Source organism: Arthrospiribacter ruber (assembly GCF_019343195.1).
In the GTDB taxonomy this organism is placed as follows: domain Bacteria; phylum Bacteroidota; class Bacteroidia; order Cytophagales; family Cyclobacteriaceae; genus Arthrospiribacter; species Arthrospiribacter ruber.
In genome coordinates this window covers 532,148-552,711 of sequence record NZ_RPHB01000003.1, presented here as the reverse complement: position 1 = coordinate 552,711, position 20,564 = coordinate 532,148, and the positions used below count along the sequence as shown (strand labels likewise).

The following is a 20,564-nucleotide window of genomic DNA, read 5'->3' as shown; positions in this document are numbered from 1 at the left end:
TGCTTATACCAAAGGGTTGCCTGGAACTGAATTATTTTACAAAATCTATATCTCCCTTATCAATAATCCTCCTTATAAAAAGAATAATACCATCTATTTCCTCCCAAGTAAACCCCAAGTTCAACTGGGAATGGGCCAAGGCATCCCTGAGCTTTCCGATTGCATTCATCATATCCACCCAATCGTCACGACTAAAGCCAGGTTCAAAATTTTTAAACCTTTGCTTTTTGGAAAAAATCGAACCCAGGTCACCAAATTGAATGCACTGGATCAAATCTATGTCTTCTCCTCTTTCCATTTTCCATGCAAAGAGCTTCTCCGCCTGATGTAGCCTGTTTTGGCTCAAACTTTCCTGCCAATCATTGATCGAAGCTCTGACCAATTCTTTTAAAAAAGTCTCGAAAGTACTTATCATACCGAAAATACAGATACGCATGGGTATTTTATCCAAATCAGTCCTAGTGATGATAAATGCCAATTCCCCTGATTCATCTTTGATAAAAAATCTCCGTTTTTTCAGAAGCCCCCTGAAAGCTGTCAATATCGGCGTGCTTGCTTCTAACAGGTCCTCGGGACCTACAGGAACAGGTTCCAATTCTCCAATATCAAACCTCCACCATTTTTGATCTTCAAAAAATACTGCCGTGTGAAACCTGCGCTCCTGCATCTCTGAAAGGAAATTTTCTTTGGAAAAAACCTCCAAATTTTCCGCTAAGGTCATTACCGTTATTTGTTCTTCAAACAACAACCTCAACCTATCCAAGGCATTTGTAAACTGCTTTTTCAAAACCATTCCAATAATTGTATCATTTACCCTTCAATTTATAAGCACACCCGGTTTTATGCATTTTGCCAAAGAATTAATGATCAAAGTACACTTTGCAATTCTAATGACAAATGACTGTATCCTAGCGGGTGTTCTGTAGGGAAATTTAATCCCATCACTCAAAAAGCGCAAGATTACGGATGCCCAGAGTAATTTAACATGATTTCACAGAAGAGCTACAAAGCCAAAGCCTAAATCTTTGCTGATTAAGTATATATTTTTGGCCGAATCCATACATAATAAGCCACTTTAGCCCACTATTCCGGCCAGCAACTCAAGTTCAATAAAAGTTTATTTCACCTAAAGAGCTAAAACCGGATCAAAACAGAATAAAATTCTGAATTAACTGTTTTAAACACTGATAATCAATAATATTTGCTTATACGAATATTCAGTTTTCAAACAAAATATATAGGCTTTACCTTTGTAAGGTTAGCAAAAACTCAATTATGGATAAATATTCCTATATCGCAAATGCACATGTAGCTTACATTGATGAGCTTTATGCAGAATACAAACAAAACCCAGAATCCATTGACAACAGCTGGAGAACCTTTTTTGACGGTTTCGAATTTGCCATAACCCAATATGGAGAAGACGAAAACGGAGGAGCTCAACCCTCTGCTAAATCAGGAGATGCTTCCGCACCCAATGGAGCCCTTGCAACCAAAGGCACCATCATGGACATGGAAGAGCTTCCCAAGGAAATCAAAGTCCGTGCTTTGATCCATGCTTACAGGTCCAGGGCCCACCTGAGGTCAAAAACCAACCCAGTAAGAGAAAGAAGAGACAGAAAAGCACTCTTAGACCTTGACGATTTTGGACTGGATCAATCTGACCTGAACAAAGAATTTCAGGCAGGCAATGAAATCGGTATAGGAAAAGCAAAGCTTTCAAAAATTGTAGAAGCGCTAAAAACCATCTATGAAGGTTCTGTAGGCTTTGAATACTTATATATCAGAGATCCTGAAATTCTGGATTGGTTCAAAACCAAAGTAGAAAAAGAAGCTTTGGCTTTCAATCCAGCTGTAGAAGAGAAGAAAAGGATACTTTCCAAACTGAATCAGGCGGTGGTATTTGAAAACTTTTTGCATACCAAATACCTCGGCCAAAAAAGGTTCTCACTTGAAGGCGGGGAGAGCACAATTCCATTCCTTGATGCTGTCATCAATACAGGAGCAGAACATGGAGTGGAAGAAGTGATGATTGGTATGGCCCATAGAGGCCGACTGAATGTACTGGCCAATATTATGGGCAAAACCTACGAGCAGATTTTTTCTGAATTTGAAGGAACAGCCAAGCCTGACCTGACCATGGGAGATGGAGACGTCAAATACCACATGGGATATTCCTCCGATATTGTGACACCAGGCAATCATAAAGTCAACCTAAAACTAGCCCCGAACCCATCCCACCTGGAAGCAGTCAATCCAGTGGTAGAAGGATTTATCCGTGCTAAAATTGACTCACAACATAAAGGAAACAGCAAAAAGGCCCTTCCTATTTTAATACATGGTGATGCGGCTATTGCAGGCCAGGGTATAGTATATGAGGTAACCCAGATGGCGGGTCTTAAAGGTTACAATACCGGCGGTACTGTACACTTTGTCATCAACAATCAGGTAGGTTTCACGACAGACTTTGATGATGCACGTTCATCCATTTACTGTACTGATGTTGCAAAAATCATAGATGCTCCTGTCATCCACGTCAATGGAGATAATGCTGAAGCAGTGGTATTTGCTGCGAAACTGGCCGCAGAATTCCGTCAGAAATTTGACAAGGACATTTTTGTGGACATGGTATGCTACAGAAGACATGGCCACAATGAATCCGATGAGCCAAAGTTTACCCAGCCTGAACTGTATAATATCATCTCTAAGCATCCCAACCCAAGAGAGATCTATATCAAAAAATTAACGGAAAGAGGTGATATTGACGCCAAACTTGCCAAGCAAATGGATAAAGAGTTCCGCCAGCTTTTGCAGGATAGGCTCAACATGGTCAAGGAAAAGCCTCTTCCATACCAGCAAACCAAATTTGAACAGGAGTGGGGCACATTAAGAAGGTCTAAGCCGGAAGATTTTGAAAAATCACCTGAAACGGGAATTTCAGAAGCTACCATTGAGGCTGTAGCCAATGCCGTAACTTCCCTTCCAAAAGGTTTCAAACCTATCAAACAGATTGAGGTACAGTTGAAGCAACGTAAAGACATGTACTTCACTTCCAAATCACTCAATTGGGCGGCTGCAGAGCTATTGGCTTACGGATCCCTATTGATGGACGGCAAGACAGTAAGGATCACTGGGCAGGATTGCCAAAGAGGAACTTTCTCCCATAGACATGCTGTAGTACATGATGCCAACACCAACAAACCCCATAATTTCCTCAAAGAATTAAAGGAAAGCAAAGGGCTTTTCAGCATTTACAATTCCCTCCTCTCTGAGTATGCGGTTTTGGGATTTGAATATGGATATGGAATGGCGAACCCACATGCCCTGACTATTTGGGAAGCACAGTTTGGAGACTTTGCCAATGGTGCACAGACCATGATTGATCAGTTTATCTCCTCAGGAGAATCTAAGTGGCAGAAAATGAACGGGCTAGTTATGCTTTTGCCACACGGTTATGAAGGTCAGGGTCCTGAACACTCTAATGCAAGGCCTGAGCGTTTCTTACAGCTTTCTGCTGAATATAATATGGTGGTCGCAAACATCACCGAGCCGTCTAACTTTTTCCACTTGCTCAGAAGACAGATGGCATGGGAGTTTAGAAAACCTTGTGTAGTAATGTCTCCAAAATCACTTCTTAGACACCCGAAGGTAGTTTCTCCATTGGAAGAGTTTACGAAAGGTGGATTCAGAGAAATCATTACTGACAAAACAGTCAACCCGAAAGATGTCAAAAGAGTCGTACTTTGCTCAGGTAAAATCTATTATGACCTTGAGGAAAGCAGAGAAAAGGATAAAGTAAAAGATGTAGCCATTATCAGGGTAGAACAGATCCATCCCCTACCAAAAACCCAGATTTTAGAAGCCTTGAAAGCATATAAAGGCGCTGAGGTAGTATGGGTACAGGAAGAGCCTGAGAATATGGGCGGTTGGAACTTTATCCTGAGAATGTTGTACAAAGAAATCTCCATGGAAGTGATCGCAAGAAAGATGTCTGCATCTCCTGCCACGGGATACAACAAGGTACACGTGGAAGAACAATCCAATATTATCAAGCAAGCTTTAAAACTTTCAAAATAATCCCCTAATCCCGGCTTTTCCGGGAATAGGTTTAATTTAACATATCAATCTTAAATTAACCTTGGATCCAAAATTCAGGATTTGGGGGTAAACTAAAAAAACAATGAGCCTAGAAATGAAAGTCCCCGCTGTAGGGGAGTCTATCTCAGAAGTGACCATCGGACAATGGTTTAAACAAGACGGTGATCAGGTCGAAATGGATGAAGTGATCTGTGAACTTGAGTCAGACAAAGCGACTTTTGAACTTACCGCAGAAGCTTCCGGAGTGCTGAAAATTAAAGCCCAGGAAGGCGACACTTTAGAAATCGGTGCAACCATCTGCATCATAGACACAGAGGCAGAGGCTTCTGCGAGCGAAAGCAAACCAAAGGACGACAGCCCGTCCAAATCTGAAGAAAAATCTTCGGAAGGAGGCAAAACCGGAGAAGTGAAAGAAATGATCGTCCCTACCGTAGGTGAGTCCATCACTGAGGTGACATTAGCCACCTGGCTAAAAGCTGACGGTGACTATGTAGAATTGGACGAGATCATCGCCGAAGTGGATTCTGACAAGGCAACTTTTGAATTGCCTGCCGAAGCCAATGGTATCCTAAAACACGTTGCTCAAGAAGGTGATACTTTGGAAATCGGTGGCTTGATCTGTAAGATCGAAGTGACCGAAGGTGGAGCCCCATCCGAGGAAGTGTCTGCTACTGAATCTACATCTTCTGCTCCAAGTGGTGCTTCTACTTCTGATAAGGAAACTTATGCTACAGGACATGCCTCACCTGCAGCAGCTAAAATATTGGCAGAAAAAGGAATCGATGCCAAAGATGTAAAAGGTACAGGCAAAGATGGCAGAATCACCAAAGAAGATGCTGAAAAAGCGGAGAAAAAAGCTCCCGAAGCACCTAAAACTGCTTCCAAGCCTACGGCAAGCAAATCTGAGGATAGTGCTGCTCCAGCACCGAAAGTTTCAGGCTCTAGGGACAGCAGAAGAGAAAAAATGTCTTCCTTGAGAAGAACTGTATCCAGAAGATTGGTTGCTGTGAAAAATGAAACAGCCATGTTGACCACTTTCAATGAAGTGAACATGGGGCCGATCATGGAAATGAGGAAGAAATTCAAGGATCAGTTCAAGGAGAAACATGGGGTGAACCTTGGCTTTATGTCATTCTTCACCAAGGCTGTATGTGTAGCCCTACAAGAGTGGCCTGCAGTGAATGCCCAAATCGATGGCAATGAGATCGTCTACAATGACTTCTGTGATATTTCTATTGCTGTTTCTGCGCCAAAAGGACTTGTAGTGCCTGTAATCAGAAATGCGGAATCCATGTCTTTTGAGGAGATCGAAAAAGAAGTAGTGAGATTGGCTACTAAGGCCAGAGACAACAAATTGTCCATTGAGGAAATGACCGGAGGAACCTTCACATTGACCAATGGAGGTATCTTTGGTTCTATGATGTCTACACCGATCATCAATGCGCCTCAATCCGCCATCTTAGGTATGCACAATATCGTAGAGAGACCGATGGCAGTCAACGGAGAAGTCAAAATCCTACCAATGATGTATCTGGCACTTTCTTATGACCACAGGATCATCGACGGCAGAGAATCCGTAAGCTTCCTGGTAAGAGTGAAGCAGCTTCTCGAAGACCCGACGAGGTTGTTGTTTGGAGTCTAAAAAAGGATGAATTTAGAAGGTAGAGGGATGAAAAGCCCTTTACCTTTTTCTATAAAATAAAGTTTTAAATATGGGGAGTCGCAAGTCTTGAATCTTGTGTCTCACATCTAATGTCTAAAAATATGTACGACGTAATCGTAATCGGCTCCGGACCTGGAGGATATGTGGCAGCCATCAGAGCGGCACAACTGGGAATGAAAACAGCCATCGTTGAGAAATATTCAACATTGGGGGGTACTTGCCTCAATGTAGGTTGTATCCCTTCCAAAGCATTGCTGGACTCTTCCGAGCACTATCACAATGCGGCACATACTTTTAAAACCCACGGTATCAACCTCAGCAGCTTGAAGGTAGATTTGAAGCAAATGATCGGTAGAAAAGACGATGTCGTCAAACAGAATGTCGACGGCATCCAATACCTGATGAAAAAGAATAAAATCGATGTGCATCATGGTTTGGGATCATTTGTGGATAAAAACACCGTGAAAGTGACCAAGGAAGATGGCTCTTCTGAAAATATCCAAGGCAAAAATATCATCATTGCCACTGGATCTAAGCCATCTACACTTCCTTTTATCAAATTGGACAAGAAAAGAGTCATCACTTCTACCGAAGCCCTGAACCTTAAAGAAATTCCTAAGCACATGATCGTCATAGGCGGTGGTGTGATCGGAATGGAATTGGGTTCTGTCTACGGAAGGATGGGGGCAAAAGTATCCGTTGTAGAATACATGGATTCTCTAATCCCAACGATGGACAAGACCATGGGCAAGGAATTGCAGAAGTCTTTGAAAAAGCTTGGCTTTGAATTCTACTTGAAACACAAAGTTGTGGAAGTGGAGAACAAAGGCAAAGAAGTCATCGTCAAAGCTGAGAATGCTAAAGGTGAGACCATAGAATTGAAAGGTGACTATGTGCTTGTGTCAATTGGTAGAAGACCTTATACCGATGGGCTCAATGCAGAAGCTGCGGGGGTGAAAATCACCGATCGAGGTCAAGTGGAAGTTGATGAGCATTTGAGAACCAATGTTCCGAATATCTATGCAATCGGCGATGTGGTCAAAGGTGCCATGCTTGCACACAAGGCGGAGGAAGAAGGTACTTTTGTAGCAGAAGTAATTGCAGGTCAGAAGCCCCATATCAATTACCTATTGATTCCTGGAGTAGTGTATACTTGGCCAGAAGTGGCTGCAGTAGGTTATACCGAGGAGCAGTTGAAAGAAAAGGGTATCAAATACAAAGCAGGTAAATTCCCTTTCATGGCATCTGGTAGAGCTCGGGCTTCTATGGATACCGATGGCTTGGTCAAAGTACTTGCTGATGCAGAGACGGATGAGATTTTAGGTGTACACATGATCGGTCCAAGAACAGCTGATATGATCGCTGAAGCAGTTGTCGCGATGGAATTCAGGGCTTCGGCAGAAGATATTGCAAGGATGTCCCATGCCCACCCTACTTATACGGAGGCTTTCAAAGAAGCATGTTTGGCAGCTACTGATAATAGAGCACTGCATATTTAAAACTACCGTTTTTGCCTTGTAGGCAGGTTCATAATTGAAATATTTGAGCAAGAAGTCCGGGATTATAGCCGGACTTCTTGCTTTTTTTATGATTACAAGGCGCCGATCTAACAGCTATGGAGAAGTGTGAATCAGTAAAAGATCTAAAGGTAATATGATCAAAAAGAACTTGGAATGGAATGAAATTTTCAAATTGTCTAAAACCAGAATATGTATTGAAGGTTAGGATTACTCAACGTAAAAAAGCCTTCATATTTCCATTTTATTCAATTTCTTCCAATTGAGTACGAGCAATTCTCAATAAATCAAAATGATCAACTCCTTTCGATGTAATTAAATCTAACCGATAACTACCTGGAGAGAGTTCTAAAAGATCGGCCCCAATTTGGTAAGTGCCCGCCTCAAGGATTTCGTCGACAAGTTTCATTTGGACACCTTCGTCGTTCGAGGAAACTTTCAGCTCGACCTTCCCACTTTCTGGAAGGGTAAAGATGATTTCAGTTAGGGTTACCACAGGATTTGGTTGCAGATCAATGATGGTGCTTAGCTCGTTATCAGCTTCTCTAATTTTACGGAGACGGTGAATAGGTTCAGGCAAAGCGAAGCGATAGAAACTTCCCATTCTCTTTCCGGTCATTGAACCTACAAAATGTCCAGTGGCACTTGCAATTAATTCTCCACCAAATAAAAGGGTGTTCAGCCCAACATTTTCTCGATGAATATTTTCATCTAAATAAGGTACGAGCGGATTCTCGATCGGATTTTCAATGGTAAGATAGTCTGTCGGGACCCACACCTCACTTTCCACCTGGTTGAAAACATAAATAGCACCCGCATTTTCCGAGAATGAAGTACCTTGGTTGTGCGCCGTAGCCACAATCATTCCATCAATTTCGAGAACGTTGGCACCGAATTGATCGTTCCGCATAAGCTCGTCGGGAGCCAGTAAGGCGGCATGCAACCACTCACCGTCTTCTTTTTCGTACACAAGCACAGCTCCTGAAGATTCTCCACGTAATTCGGCATCACCCAAGCCAATCAGTAATCGATTTTTCGATATATGGATATCATGTGGTTTAAACTCTGGAGCAATCCCTTCGATATCAATTTCAATCAAGGATTCGCGCTCAATGTGATTCCCAGCAAAATTGTAAATATACACACCCTCATTACTCGATACAGCTAGATGATCGCCATCGCTATGCATTATTCTTCCATAGTCACTTTGGCGCAGATTGGATTCCGGTTCGGTGATGGTTTCTTCGAACAACCACTCGTCTTCCCTCAGCCGGTACAATTGAATTTCACCTCCCATTGAAGCTTCAACAGTAGTACTTGGGGCACTCACAAGCATTAAGTCATTCTGAAAAACAACAGCTGAGCCAAAACGATTCCTCTCGCCAAGAAAAGGCTGTACCACATTATGACTATGGCTCCATTGTCCATCCTCTCCCAATTTATACATCATAAGCATACCCATGTGTACAGAATCGCGTTGTGTAAAAGATCCTTTGGGAAGGGGTCTAAAAACAGCTCCCTCCTTCATTTCAGAACCTTTGTAATGCATGGCAATTACCAACCACTGATCATTCATTGTGATATTGGGACCAAGGTGCGCTCTTGAAAGGCCGCTGTATCGGTCGATAGCTCCAGCAGTGATTTTATTGGCTTCACTTAATCCACCATTTGCGTCAATGGCCGAACCGAAATCGTCTGCTGGAATGAGGTGCTGCACAGTGGGATTTTGGGTGGCATCATGACCGTAAATTCTTAGTGCTGACCTATCGGATTGTGCGTCTTTATTGTAGCTTGGCCCAGGGGATGCCGGTGGATATGCAAGCGTTGCAAAATAATCCTCATTCCCTGTGAGCGTGAGGCCTATAACCCGTTGATTAGAGATGCTTACATCCTCCGGATCAAGCCTAGGCCACTGTCCGATTTCAGGCGTTGGCGATATGACGTATGGCATTCCACGTCGGATAGATGTATTCTCATCCCTGCTGAAATCCCGTGAAACCTCATGCTTGGATTGATTCCAAGTGGCATCGCTATAGGCCACGGTATTCCCTCCCATAGGTGGACTGAGCGTTTGGGGCTCGAAAGTAACCCATGTTTCGTCTTCTGGAAAATAAACTTCGAGAAGGTAATGCCTTGTTGCACCACGATCAGCAATTGGAATCAATGTGCGCACGGTTCGGGCGGGAACACCCATTTGCCGCAAAATTGCAGCTGACAAATGTACATAGCCAATACAATTTGCAATTTGCTCATTGTAGGCCTTCACTGCGTCAGGAATATCGGACGTGTTGCCGTAGCTCAAGTGATGTCCTGTCCAATACAGTACGTTTATCACAAGAGTAAAGAGATCGCTATATGTCCCCTCTCGTTTGATCAACTCAGCTGTTTCAATAATTTCTTGAGCATCCCGCTGAATGAAGTTGTCGTGAGCCAAGTATGCCTCCATTCCTTCTGGAATGTCATCAACTGGCAATCCAGAGCTGAACTCTGGAAATGATTTGGCTGACTTTATTGTGATTACTGATTCCGTTTCACTCAATTGCTCTACTGTTTGTTCGTATGTGGCAGAAACATGGTCTGGAAAGTCATAAACCCCATTATCATTGCTCCATGTTCTAACAATTTCATGGTAATCAATCCCTTCAGGAATTTGTGCCTCTACAAAAAAAGACAAGACCATTGCTGAAAAAACCGCAAAAATTCTCATCCAAAAGTATCGATTAAAAAAATAGTGAAAATTTAGCTCATTTAATAAAAAAGTAGTGGCTTGTCTTGAAGATATCATAGCTTTAAAGATTTATTTTGAGGATGTATCTACAGTATTTTCATAACCATTTTAGGAATATATTCCACAAAAGATTCAGGAAAATATATTGTATTTTCTAAGGAAAACTGATGGGTAGCACCAGTCCATCAGCCAAATAGAACCACTCTCAATTATTTGAAATTAATTTGCCGCAAAATATCTTTGGTTACCCTTATAAGTGAAGCATCCTTTTATTTTTCAGTCATATCATAAATTCGACCTATTGGCAGGTTCTATCTTTTGACTTTTCCAATTATTATTTAATTCCTAAAATACAGGATATGATACTTAAATAGAAACAATTCAGATATTATCACCTTTTTCAAGCTTAGAAATCAAGCTTGCTATGAAGGATGCTTTTTTCAGAATCAATCAGTAAACCTTCATTTTTGATTACAGGACATTTAGAATTTGGCAGGTTTTCCTGACCAAATTTTTTATTTTTACCTTTTATCAAATGCCCCCAATGAAAGATGAAAACGGTTGATGACATTCTGAAACTTGGTGATCCACGCCTATACGAGGTATGTGACCCTGTTCAAAAAGAAGAACTCCCCATGGTAAAGCAGTGGGTAAATGACCTTCACGAAGCAATGGAAGATATCCGTGCAAAGTATGGGTTTGGAAGGGGGATAGCCGCACCACAACTAGGAATCATGAAAAGACTTTTTTACCTTAACCTAGACCGCCCTTATGTCATCATCAATCCTGAAATCGTAAACCCAAGCGAGGAAGTTTTTGAACTCTGGGACGATTGCATGAGTTTCCCCAACCTTTTTGTCAAGGTCAAAAGACACCAATCATTGACTTTGGAATATTTGGACGAAAACTGGGAAAAGCAATCCTGGCAGGTAGAAGGGGCGATTTCCGAGTTGGTCCAACATGAATATGACCATTTGGATGGAGTACTATGCACCATGAGAGCAATTGATGAGAAAAGTTTTAAGTGGAGAGTTTAGAGACAAATCGAGCAAAATTTTGTTGTAAGCAGCGGATTTGTCTCTTTGAGAAGTCTTAGGAATGGTTTAGATAAATAATCGGCGAAAGAATTAATAAGGGTTAAATCCCCAAATTAGCGGATGTTTTTCCAATTCTATCGGGCTGCTTAAATATATTTCCCTAATTTTGCACCAATTTAGCCGTAAGTAATTTAACCCTCTTAAAACCTCATTAAGAATGCCTAAGGACTCCAGCATCAAACACGTTCTACTCATCGGTTCAGGTCCCATTGTCATCGGACAGGCCTGTGAATTTGACTATTCAGGTTCACAAGCCTCAAGATCACTCAGGGAAGAAGGGATCAAAGTCACTTTGATCAACTCTAACCCGGCCACCATCATGACTGACCCGGTCACTGCCGATAATGTGTACCTGTTGCCTCTCGAAAAAAAATCCATCATAAAAATTCTTCAGGACCATCCTGATATTGACTGTGTCCTCCCTACCATGGGCGGGCAGACAGCGCTCAACCTTGCCATCGACTGTGACCGCGCAGGCATTTGGAAGAAGTTTGGTGTCCGTATGATCGGTGTGGATATCGAGGCCATTGATACTGCTGAGAACAGGGAGAAATTCAAAGCATTGATGGAAGAAATCGGTGTGGGTGTTTGTAAAGGAGACACTGCCACTTCATTTTTGCAGGGGAAGGAGATCGCACAAGAGATTGGATTCCCACTTATCATCAGGGCTTCCTACACCTTGGGTGGAGCAGGGGGAGCTTTTGTAGAAAAAGCAGAAGACTTCGAAAAAGCCCTCTCCGCAGGACTTCAGGCCTCCCCTGTTCATGAAGTTTTGATCGAGCAATCTATCCTGGGATGGAAAGAGTATGAGCTGGAGGTAATGCGTGACAATATCGGGAATATGATTGTCATCTGCTCCATTGAAAATTTTGACCCTATGGGTGTTCATACAGGTGATTCCATTACTGTGGCCCCGGCCTTGACCCTCCCTGACACGGTATATCAGCGCATGAGAAATTATGCCATTACCATGATGAACAGCATCGGCAACTTTGCCGGAGGATGTAATGTTCAGTTTGCGGTAAGCCCTGACAATACTGAAATCATAGGAATAGAAATCAACCCCAGAGTATCCAGGTCTTCAGCCCTTGCTTCCAAAGCAACAGGATACCCAATTGCTAAAGTAGCAGCCAAGCTTGCCATAGGATACAATCTGGACGAACTTACCAACAGTATCACAGGTTCTACCTCTGCTTTCTTTGAGCCTTCAATAGACTATGTGATCGTCAAAATCCCAAGGTGGAATTTTGACAAATTCAAAGGCTCTGACAAAAAACTCGGGCTATCCATGAAAGCCGTAGGTGAGGTAATGGGTATCGGAAGAAACTTCCAGGAAGCCTTACAAAAAGCCTGTCAGTCCCTGGAAATAAAAAGAAATGGATTGGGTGCTGACGGCAAAGAACTGAAAGATCAGGATCAGATTTTATACAGCCTTGCCAATCCAAGCTGGGACAGACTTTTCCATGTCTATGACGCCTTTAAACTTGGAATTTCTTTCAGGACCATACATGACCTGACCAAGATAGACAAATGGTTTTTGAAGCAAATTGAAGAACTTATATATATCGAGGCAGAAATCGAAAAGTACGAGCTTGAGGACATCCCCAGGGAGTTGATGGAACTGGCAAAGAGAAAAGGATATGCCGACCGTCAAATTGCACATTTGCTTGGTTGCCTTGAATCAGAGGTTTTCGACAAACGGTATCAAGAAATGGGTATCAAAAGGGTCTACAAACTTGTGGATACCTGTGCGGCTGAATTCGAAGCCCAGACTCCTTACTATTACTCTACTTTTGGAGAGGAAAACGAAGCCATCCCATCTGACAAAAAGAAGATAGTGGTATTAGGCTCAGGACCAAACAGGGTGGGCCAGGGAATCGAGTTTGATTATTCCTGCGTACATGGAGTTTTGGCTGCAAAAGAATGCGGTTATGAAACCATCATGATCAACTGCAACCCTGAAACAGTATCTACTGATCCGGACATTTCTGACAGGCTTTACTTTGAACCCGTTTTTTGGGAACATATATATGAGATCATTCTTTCTGAAAAACCGGTAGGTGTCATCGTACAGCTTGGAGGGCAGACAGCACTCAAGCTGGCCGAGAAAATGGACAAATACGGTATAAACATCATTGGCACAAGCTATGAGGCGCTGGATTTGGCTGAAGACCGTGGTAGATTCTCCACTTTGCTTAAAGAAAATGAGGTTCCTTATCCAGAATTCGGTACCATCCATAATACAGATGAGGCACTTGAATTATGCAAAACCATAGGCTTCCCTCTTTTGGTAAGGCCTTCTTACGTCCTAGGTGGACAAGGCATGAAAATCGTCATCAACGAAAAAGAGCTGGAAGAGCATGTGGTCAATGTGCTGAGGGATATCCCAAACAATGAAATCCTTTTGGACCACTTCCTCGAAGGAGCCATCGAGGCAGAGGCAGATGCAATTTGCGACGGGGAAAACGTCTACATCATAGGTATCATGCAACATATAGAGCCAGCAGGAATCCATTCCGGCGACTCCTATGCGGTACTTCCTCCGTACAATTTGGGTGATTATGTCATGCGCCAGATTGAGACCTATACCAAAAAAATAGCCTTGGCGCTTAGAACAGTAGGATTGATCAATATTCAGTTTGCCATCAAAAACGACAAAGTGTATGTGATCGAAGCCAACCCAAGGGCATCTAGAACAGTACCATTCATTTGTAAAGCTTACCAAGAGCCCTATGTCAACTATGCTACCAAGGTAATGTTGGGTGAAAACAAAGTCACTGATTTTGAATTCAATCCGGTGAAAAAAGGATATGCCATCAAAGAACCAGTCTTCTCTTTCCACAAATTCCCGAATGTAAATAAGGAATTAGGACCTGAGATGAAGTCTACAGGTGAGGCCATCTACTTCATTGAAGACTTGATGGATGATTATTTTCTGAAAATATATTCTGAACGAAATCTGTACCTCAGCCGTTAATTTGAAAAGTGGAAGCGAGACAATACTTCAAAAAAAGTCTCGCTTCTTTATTCTCGATTCTCAGATCTATAAAAAATGGGTTTTATTTTAAAATTTATATTAATCGCAGTAGCCTTGTCATGGATATTCTCCAACCTTTTGAGGTTCTTCCTTAAAAGCAAGCTAAAGCAATTTGTAAATCACGCCAATGACCTCAAAAGAGAAGAGGAAAGACGCAATAAACCAAAAGATGGTAATGTGAACGTAGACCATATTCCCAGAGATTATCAGGAAAAACGTACCAAAGAAATACGTGGTGGAGATTACATCGACTACGAAGAAGTGAAGGACTAAAATCCTTCACTTTTTTTATTCCATGCCCTGTTATACACTTACGGGGGCCGAAGAAGACCCTTTCAATATACTAACTCACATTGGTCAAAGAATATGAATGTGTCCTTGAACCCGTTAGTGAGACACTAACGGGGGCTGAAAAGAACCAAAGTGAGGGAATGAATAGCCAAATTGAGCGTCCTCACTCACTTCCCCTGCACCCGCACATGTTTTCCGTTAGTGATGACACTCACGGGCGCTGAAAAGAACAAAAGTGATGGGATGAAGAGCCTAAGTGAGTGTCCTCACTCACTTCCCCTGCAACCGCATATGTTTTCCGTTAGTAAAGACACTTACGGGGGCCGAAGAAGAAGTGCGTGTTTGAAGAGCCTAAGTGAGTGTCTTCACTCACTTTCTCCTTTCACCCTACTACAATGCCAAAGCTGAAATCCCTTTGCAGTCTGGGAGCCGATCAAAAAATCTTCGCCACCGTCCTTTAGCCTGAATTTTCTCTTCAGTTCATCGGTGCTCATGCTATAATTCCTGGTCAAAACATTGGCTTTCCCTGAAGGGAAAAGTTTCCTGATCTCCTTTTTTGGTTGTTTGATTTCTGAATGAATCTCAAAAACCCTCCCAGGGACCTGTCCAACCACCTCATTTCCAGTGAAAAAATGTGAGTTTGGATGGATTTTTTCCAGACCAAAACGCTGTCCGAAAATTTTGAAAGCTCCAGCTTTCAAAATGGCCGCATTCGGTTCATATAGGTATTGGCCTACTTCCTCCGCTATCTTATTGGATGTGTTTTCCTCTTCCTCGAATGTGAATGAAAAAGCTATAGAAGCCTCATTTCTGATATCTATCGCTTCTATCTGAGGAACAGATTCTAAAGATGACGCGGACCAAAACAAAAGAACTTCTTTCACCTCATTTTTGACAGATAGCACCAGTACCTTGGCAAGACCTGAAAGGCTTTGTAAAGCCTGCTTAATATCAAGCATGGGAGAAGCTTTTACTAAAATAGCTTTGGACTTGGTCTTCAAGCCATCCCATTGAGCCATCACATCAGGTTCGCAATCTTCCAGGCGATACAGCTTTTGATTACCCTCTCCCCTTCTGGCAGGATCGATAAAAACCAAGTCAAATACTTCTTGCTGATTATTGAACCAATTCATGCTGTCTCCAAAAACAAAGTCAAATTTATCAGGTGACAGGATCTTGAGGTTATGCTTTGTAATGTCAAAAAGATCCTTGTTCCGCTCACAATAAACTGCCGATCGGAATTTTTGACTTAAAAAATAGCTGTCTACTCCCAAGCCACCTGTAAGGTCGGCCATGATCCCACCTGAAATCAATCCTGCTTTGTATCTAGCAGTGAGCTCAGAAGAAGCCTGCTCCATTGAAAGGCTGACAGGAAAAATCAGGTTTTCATTTTCACACCAACTTGGGACCTTAGACTTAGCTTTTTGCCGGGCTTTGATTTGTTGAACAGCAAACCTCAGATCAAAGTCTACCTTACCGGCATAGCCCAAAAGCAATTGTGCAGGATCATCATTAAGATGATCCTGCACAAATTTTTTCACGTCATCGGTATATTTCCCTTCGATTGACAAATTATACGAGACTATGTTCCCTTAAGTAATTTGCAATCTGCACGGCATTGGTAGCAGCGCCTTTTCTTAAATTGTCGGCTACTATCCACATATTCAATGTATTTGGCTGAGATTCATCTCTACGCAACCTACCTACAAATACTTCATCTTTTTTATGCGCTGTCAAAGGCATTGGATAGATGTTGTTAGCCGGATCATCCTGCAAGACCACGCCAGGAGTTTTCACAAGAAGTTCTTTCACTTCTTCCAGATCAAAATCTTCATGAAACTCCACATTTACAGCTTCTGAGTGACCTCCCATGGTAGGAATTCTTACGGTTGTGGCTGTGACCTGTATGCTATCGTCCCCAAAAATCTTTTTGGTTTCGTTGATCATTTTCATTTCTTCTTTGGTATATCCATTTGGCTGAAAAACATCAATGTGAGGAAGGACATTCATGTCAATCTTGTGTGGATAAACCATCTCAGCCTTCTCTCCGGCTCTCTCAGCCATCATTTGATCCACTGCAGCCTTACCTGTACCTGTTACCGATTGGTAGGTAGACACTACAATCCTTTTGATCTTAAATCTTTTGTGCAGTAGATTCAAAGCCACTACCATCTGAATGGTAGAACAGTTAGGATTGGCAATGATCCTATCATCGATTCTCAAGTCTTTGGCGTTGATTTCAGGAACAATCAGCTTTTTGGACGGATCCATTCTCCAAGCCGAAGAATTATCCACCACCACTGTACCTACAGCAGCAAACTGCGGTGCCCATTCCAGAGAAGTGCTACCACCAGCAGAGAAGATCGCAACGTCCGGCTTCTCAGAAACAGCCTGTTTCAATCCCATAATGGTATATTCTTTACCCTTGAAAGTCATCTTCTTTCCGGCAGACCTTTCGCTCGCCACGAGTAATAATTCATCAAATGGGAAATTGTGCTCTTCCAGCACTTCGAGGATTTCTGAGCCTACCAATCCGGTAGCTCCTACTACTGCTAGTTTCATTTTTTAGATCAGATTAATTTTTAAATGAACCGCAAAGGTATAAGAAGAATTCCCAAAAAAGATACATGCAAGATATATAATTGCTTAATTTTCAAAAATTAGGCTCAATTTTTCAAATTTCACTAAAGAAAATCAGTTAAACGGATAAAATTATCCCAAAACCTGCCACTTTTTTAATTTTAGACATTATGAAATATGTTTTTGGCCATGGGTTTTTTATCCATCTTTTTACCTTGATAGCATGGTACTTCCCTTTTATTGCCCTTTCCCAAGTCCAGGATTTTGAAAACCCATTTAACATCGCCAATCATCCTGAAGAATTTTTGCCAGGCTGGTCTGCCAATGAAGTGAGAAGTACCAGTTCAAGAGTATTCCAGGCAACAGGAGAAGGAAGGTCCGGTAGCAAAGCATTGGCTGTACAAGCCATAAGCTCCTTCAATGGCCTGGTTTTCTTCAAAACCTCCACATCCCACTTCGAAAACCCTAAACTGGCCTTTTTTGCCAAAACAAAAGCCAATGGCTCAGGCAACAGACCAATATTGCTTTTTGTCTCTTTTTCAAAAGATGGTATAGACTTCCAAAGTCAAATCCAAATCGGTGATGAAAGCACCTTCCCAAACGGAAATACAGACTATTCCCTATATGAAGTCCCACTTCCTGAAGAATTCCAACAACAAAATGAAGTCTGGATCAGATGGGAAATCCGATTTGGTCCGGGGAATGGCACTGCTGCACGATTCTTTATGGATGACGCAGGTATATTTGAAAGCAGTGAAGAAATAGACCCTATTAAAATCAGTAATGTCCATATCCATAACCCTTTTGAAGTTGCGATAGACTTTAATAAAGAAATCTTCCTGCCTGACAAATCTCAGATCGCTTTGACCAACAACAAATTACTGGATTTGACATTCCCGGCAGACAGCAGCCTGATTCTTGTTTTTGAAAATCCTTTGGAACACAATCAGGAACTTAGCCTGAACCAAATTAAAAGTAAAGATGGAAATACAAACAGCAGTTTAACTTACAGGGTCATTAATGAATCAATACAATTTGGGAATCCATTGATCCTCAATCCGAAGACTATTCAGCTCTCTTTTTCTCAATTTTTCGCACCGGAAAGTGTCAGTCAGACGGCCAACTTCAAAATCAACGGGAAGCCACCTGTAAATATCGAAATTCAGGATGACGGCTATACCATTTTCTTGGAATTGGCTTCACCACTACGAGTAGGAGAACAAATCACCATTGAAGGCAGCAACATTCCTAACCTCCATGGGGTATCCAATTCCGAGACCCTTTTGGCCGAATTCCTATACCTTGATTTTTTAGAACACCTTATCGTGCTGGATGAAAACAACCTGAAATTGGTAAGTATCCTGCCATTCAATAAAAGTGAGCTGGATCATTCCGGGTTTGCTATGGATGATTTTCCTCAGTACACATTCAAATTAAGTCTGCAAAATCCTTATGAGCTTATCCTTTATACTGACATCTCCTTTGAGGAGGGAGTGCATTATCAATTGAATATTCCCAATTGGAGGAGTGACAGAGGATTTACAGTCCATGCTTCCATGAAGGAATTTATCTTTGACATCACACCACCGGAATTGATCGATATAACTTCCTTGGGCCAAAGGAAGCTTTTATTGATATTTTCCGAAGATATTGACCCCGTCTTCGCTTCGGTTGTGGGGAATTACTCAATTGGCAATACCCAACCTCTCGAAGTATTCGTCAGCGGGCATAGGGTTTTGTTAAAAACAGATTTTGACTTGATTGAGGGGGAAAAGTATGCCTTGGAAATTCAGAGCACCTTTGATCTAAATGGAAATCAGACAGCATCCATTCAAAAGGAATTTACTGTAGGAGAACCTATCCCAATAGCTTTCAAAGACATAATTCTCAATGAAGTGATGCCGGCACCAAGGCCCAACAACAGCCTTCCCAATGTTGAGTATGTGGAGCTTTTCAATGCAGGAACCCGACCGGTGTATCTAGGTGGCATGCAGCTGGGCAATTCCAGGAGAATCACCGTACTTCCAAGCGCCATCCTCGATCCGGGAGAGTACATCATCCTCAGCCCCAGAAACCAAAGTCCGCAATTTGAAAAGTATGGAAAAGTCCTTGGCCTGAGCAACTGGCCCACTTTGTTGAACACTGCGGATCAGGTGAAGCTTTTTGATAAGGAAGACAATGTCATCGACAGCCTAAATTATACCCAGCAGACATACGGATCGAGCGCTTTGGCAAGTGGTGGATATAGCCTGGAAATCGTCAATCCATTTTTGAAATGCTACCTGCCAAGCAATATCAGGCCCAGCACAGACCCTGAAAGAGGAACACCGGGCAGAACCAATTCGGTATTTGAAGATATCCCGGACCGGAAACCGCCCCTATTTATCGGTAGTGATATCCTTTCCGAACAAACAGTTTTGCTACAGTTCGACAAAATCCTGAATCAAGACCTCAGGAATGTGCAAATAGAAATAAAACCTTTTCTTGAGCTACTCGAAGTGGAAATTGGCCCATCACCAGATCAGATAATTCTACACTTGCAAGATCCAGTGAAAACCAATACACAATATTATGTTGAGATAAATGGCTTGAGAGATTGCAGCGGCAACTTGTTTGAGGGTAAAAAGAACGAAACCTATTTTATTTTGCCGGATGAAGCGGTCCAAGGTGATGTGGTCATCAATGAAGTCCTTTTCAACCCAAGGACCGGAGCACCAAAATTTGTGGAAATCTATAACTCAAGCCATAAGTTCATCAACCTGAAGGATTGGAAACTGGCTAACCTCAATGCATCAGACGAAGTGGCTAACAGGCGGATCCTGTTTTCAGAAAACAAAATTCTAGAGCCTTTTTCATTTTTGGTTTTTACCACAGATGCCGAAAAATTATTTCAGGAATATCCTAAAGGAAAAAAAGAAAGGTTTGTAGCCTACAATTCACTTCCCAGCTATCCCATTTCCGCCGGCAATGTAGTTTTTTTGAATCCCGACGAAAGCATTACGGAAACTTTCAGTTATACGGAACGCATGCACCATCCGCTCCTGAGAGACAAAAGAGGTGTTTCTTTGGAAAGACTTTCCCCCAAGGCCCCCATAGACGATCCCAACAACTGGCAATCTGCCTCTTCCACTGAAGGATATGCCAGTCCGGGATACCGTAACTCCCACCATTTCGAAGGAAACCAAAATCTAACGCTTGAAATAATCCCAAAAGTATTTATTCCAGAAGCCGCGGGTGAACAACCCTTTACTACAATCAGTTATAAGATGGAAAGCGCGGGTAAAATCGCCACATTAAGAATCCTCAGTCCTTCCGGTGTTTTGATAAAAGAATTGTGTCAGAACGCCATCTGGGGAGAAAGCGGGTTTTATTTATGGGATGGTACAGACCAAAACAGCAGAAAAGTCAGGCCAGGGTATTACATTGTATGGCTGGAAATTTTCGATTTGCATGGCCAGGTATCCCATATAAGAAAAACCGTGGTGGTCGGCACTAAATTTCACAGGTAGCTGGCAAAAAGTACACAAAATCAGTATATTAGAAGTAGCAATTA

At 42.2% G+C, this 20,564-nt stretch carries 11 protein-coding genes; 7 read left to right on the top strand and 4 right to left on the bottom strand.

The genetic code is table 11. From position 1 onward, the window contains the following. Nucleotides 1-31 precede the first annotated feature (31 nt). Nucleotides 32-793 carry a hypothetical protein gene (locus EGN73_RS08250; protein WP_219288208.1) on the bottom strand — a complete coding sequence of 254 codons (762 nt, stop codon included), beginning with the start codon at nt 791-793 and terminating at the stop codon, nt 32-34. 482 nt (nt 794-1,275) lie between these two features. Between EGN73_RS08250 and EGN73_RS08245 the strand changes: the two genes are divergently transcribed. The 3 genes from EGN73_RS08245 (at nt 1,276) to lpdA (ending at nt 7,260) form a co-directional block, all read left to right on the top strand. Continuing rightward, the gene (locus EGN73_RS08245) at nt 1,276-4,077 is read left to right on the top strand and encodes a 2-oxoglutarate dehydrogenase E1 component (protein ID WP_219288206.1); all 2,802 of its coding nucleotides are present in this window, start codon (nt 1,276-1,278) and stop codon (nt 4,075-4,077) included. Between the two features lie 103 nt (nt 4,078-4,180). Then, a complete protein-coding gene (gene odhB, locus EGN73_RS08240; protein ID WP_219288204.1) occupies nt 4,181-5,740 on the top strand; it encodes a 2-oxoglutarate dehydrogenase complex dihydrolipoyllysine-residue succinyltransferase in 1,560 nt (519 codons plus the stop codon). 122 nt (nt 5,741-5,862) lie between these two features. Continuing rightward, the gene (lpdA, locus tag EGN73_RS08235; protein WP_219288202.1) at nt 5,863-7,260 is read left to right on the top strand and encodes a dihydrolipoyl dehydrogenase; all 1,398 of its coding nucleotides are present in this window, start codon (nt 5,863-5,865) and stop codon (nt 7,258-7,260) included. A 262-nt stretch (nt 7,261-7,522) separates the two neighbouring features. On the opposite strand, the gene EGN73_RS08230 is transcribed toward lpdA, so the two are convergent. Beyond that, entirely contained in the window at nt 7,523-10,063 is a 2,541-nt protein-coding gene (locus EGN73_RS08230) for a transglutaminase-like domain-containing protein (RefSeq protein ID WP_219288200.1), read from the bottom strand. 494 nt (nt 10,064-10,557) lie between these two features. Here EGN73_RS08230 and EGN73_RS08225 point away from each other — a divergent pair, with 494 nt between their 5' ends. From EGN73_RS08225 to EGN73_RS08215, 3 genes are all read left to right on the top strand, one after another. Continuing rightward, on the top strand, nt 10,558-11,043 hold the full coding sequence (locus EGN73_RS08225; protein ID WP_219288198.1) for a peptide deformylase: 486 nt from the start codon (nt 10,558-10,560) through the stop codon (nt 11,041-11,043). A 217-nt stretch (nt 11,044-11,260) separates the two neighbouring features. Next, entirely contained in the window at nt 11,261-14,080 is a 2,820-nt protein-coding gene (gene carB, locus EGN73_RS08220; RefSeq protein ID WP_219288196.1) for a carbamoyl-phosphate synthase large subunit, read from the top strand. A gap of 75 nt (nt 14,081-14,155) precedes the next feature. Next, nucleotides 14,156-14,413, top strand: coding sequence for a DUF4834 family protein (locus tag EGN73_RS08215; RefSeq protein WP_219288194.1), 258 nt, complete (start codon nt 14,156-14,158; stop codon nt 14,411-14,413). 383 nt (nt 14,414-14,796) lie between these two features. Here the strand turns inward: EGN73_RS08215 and EGN73_RS08210 are convergent, their stop codons facing one another. Together EGN73_RS08210 and EGN73_RS08205 are read right to left on the bottom strand one after the other, a co-directional pair. Further along, a complete protein-coding gene (locus EGN73_RS08210; protein ID WP_343207097.1) occupies nt 14,797-15,972 on the bottom strand; it encodes a THUMP-like domain-containing protein in 1,176 nt (391 codons plus the stop codon). 31 nt (nt 15,973-16,003) lie between these two features. Further along, entirely contained in the window at nt 16,004-16,993 is a 990-nt protein-coding gene (locus EGN73_RS08205; RefSeq protein ID WP_219288190.1) for an aspartate-semialdehyde dehydrogenase, read from the bottom strand. 188 nt (nt 16,994-17,181) lie between these two features. Between EGN73_RS08205 and EGN73_RS08200 the strand changes: the two genes are divergently transcribed. Next, nucleotides 17,182-20,520, top strand: a complete 3,339-nt coding sequence (locus EGN73_RS08200) for a lamin tail domain-containing protein (protein WP_219288188.1) — start codon at nt 17,182-17,184, stop codon at nt 20,518-20,520. Nucleotides 20,521-20,564 lie beyond the last annotated feature (44 nt).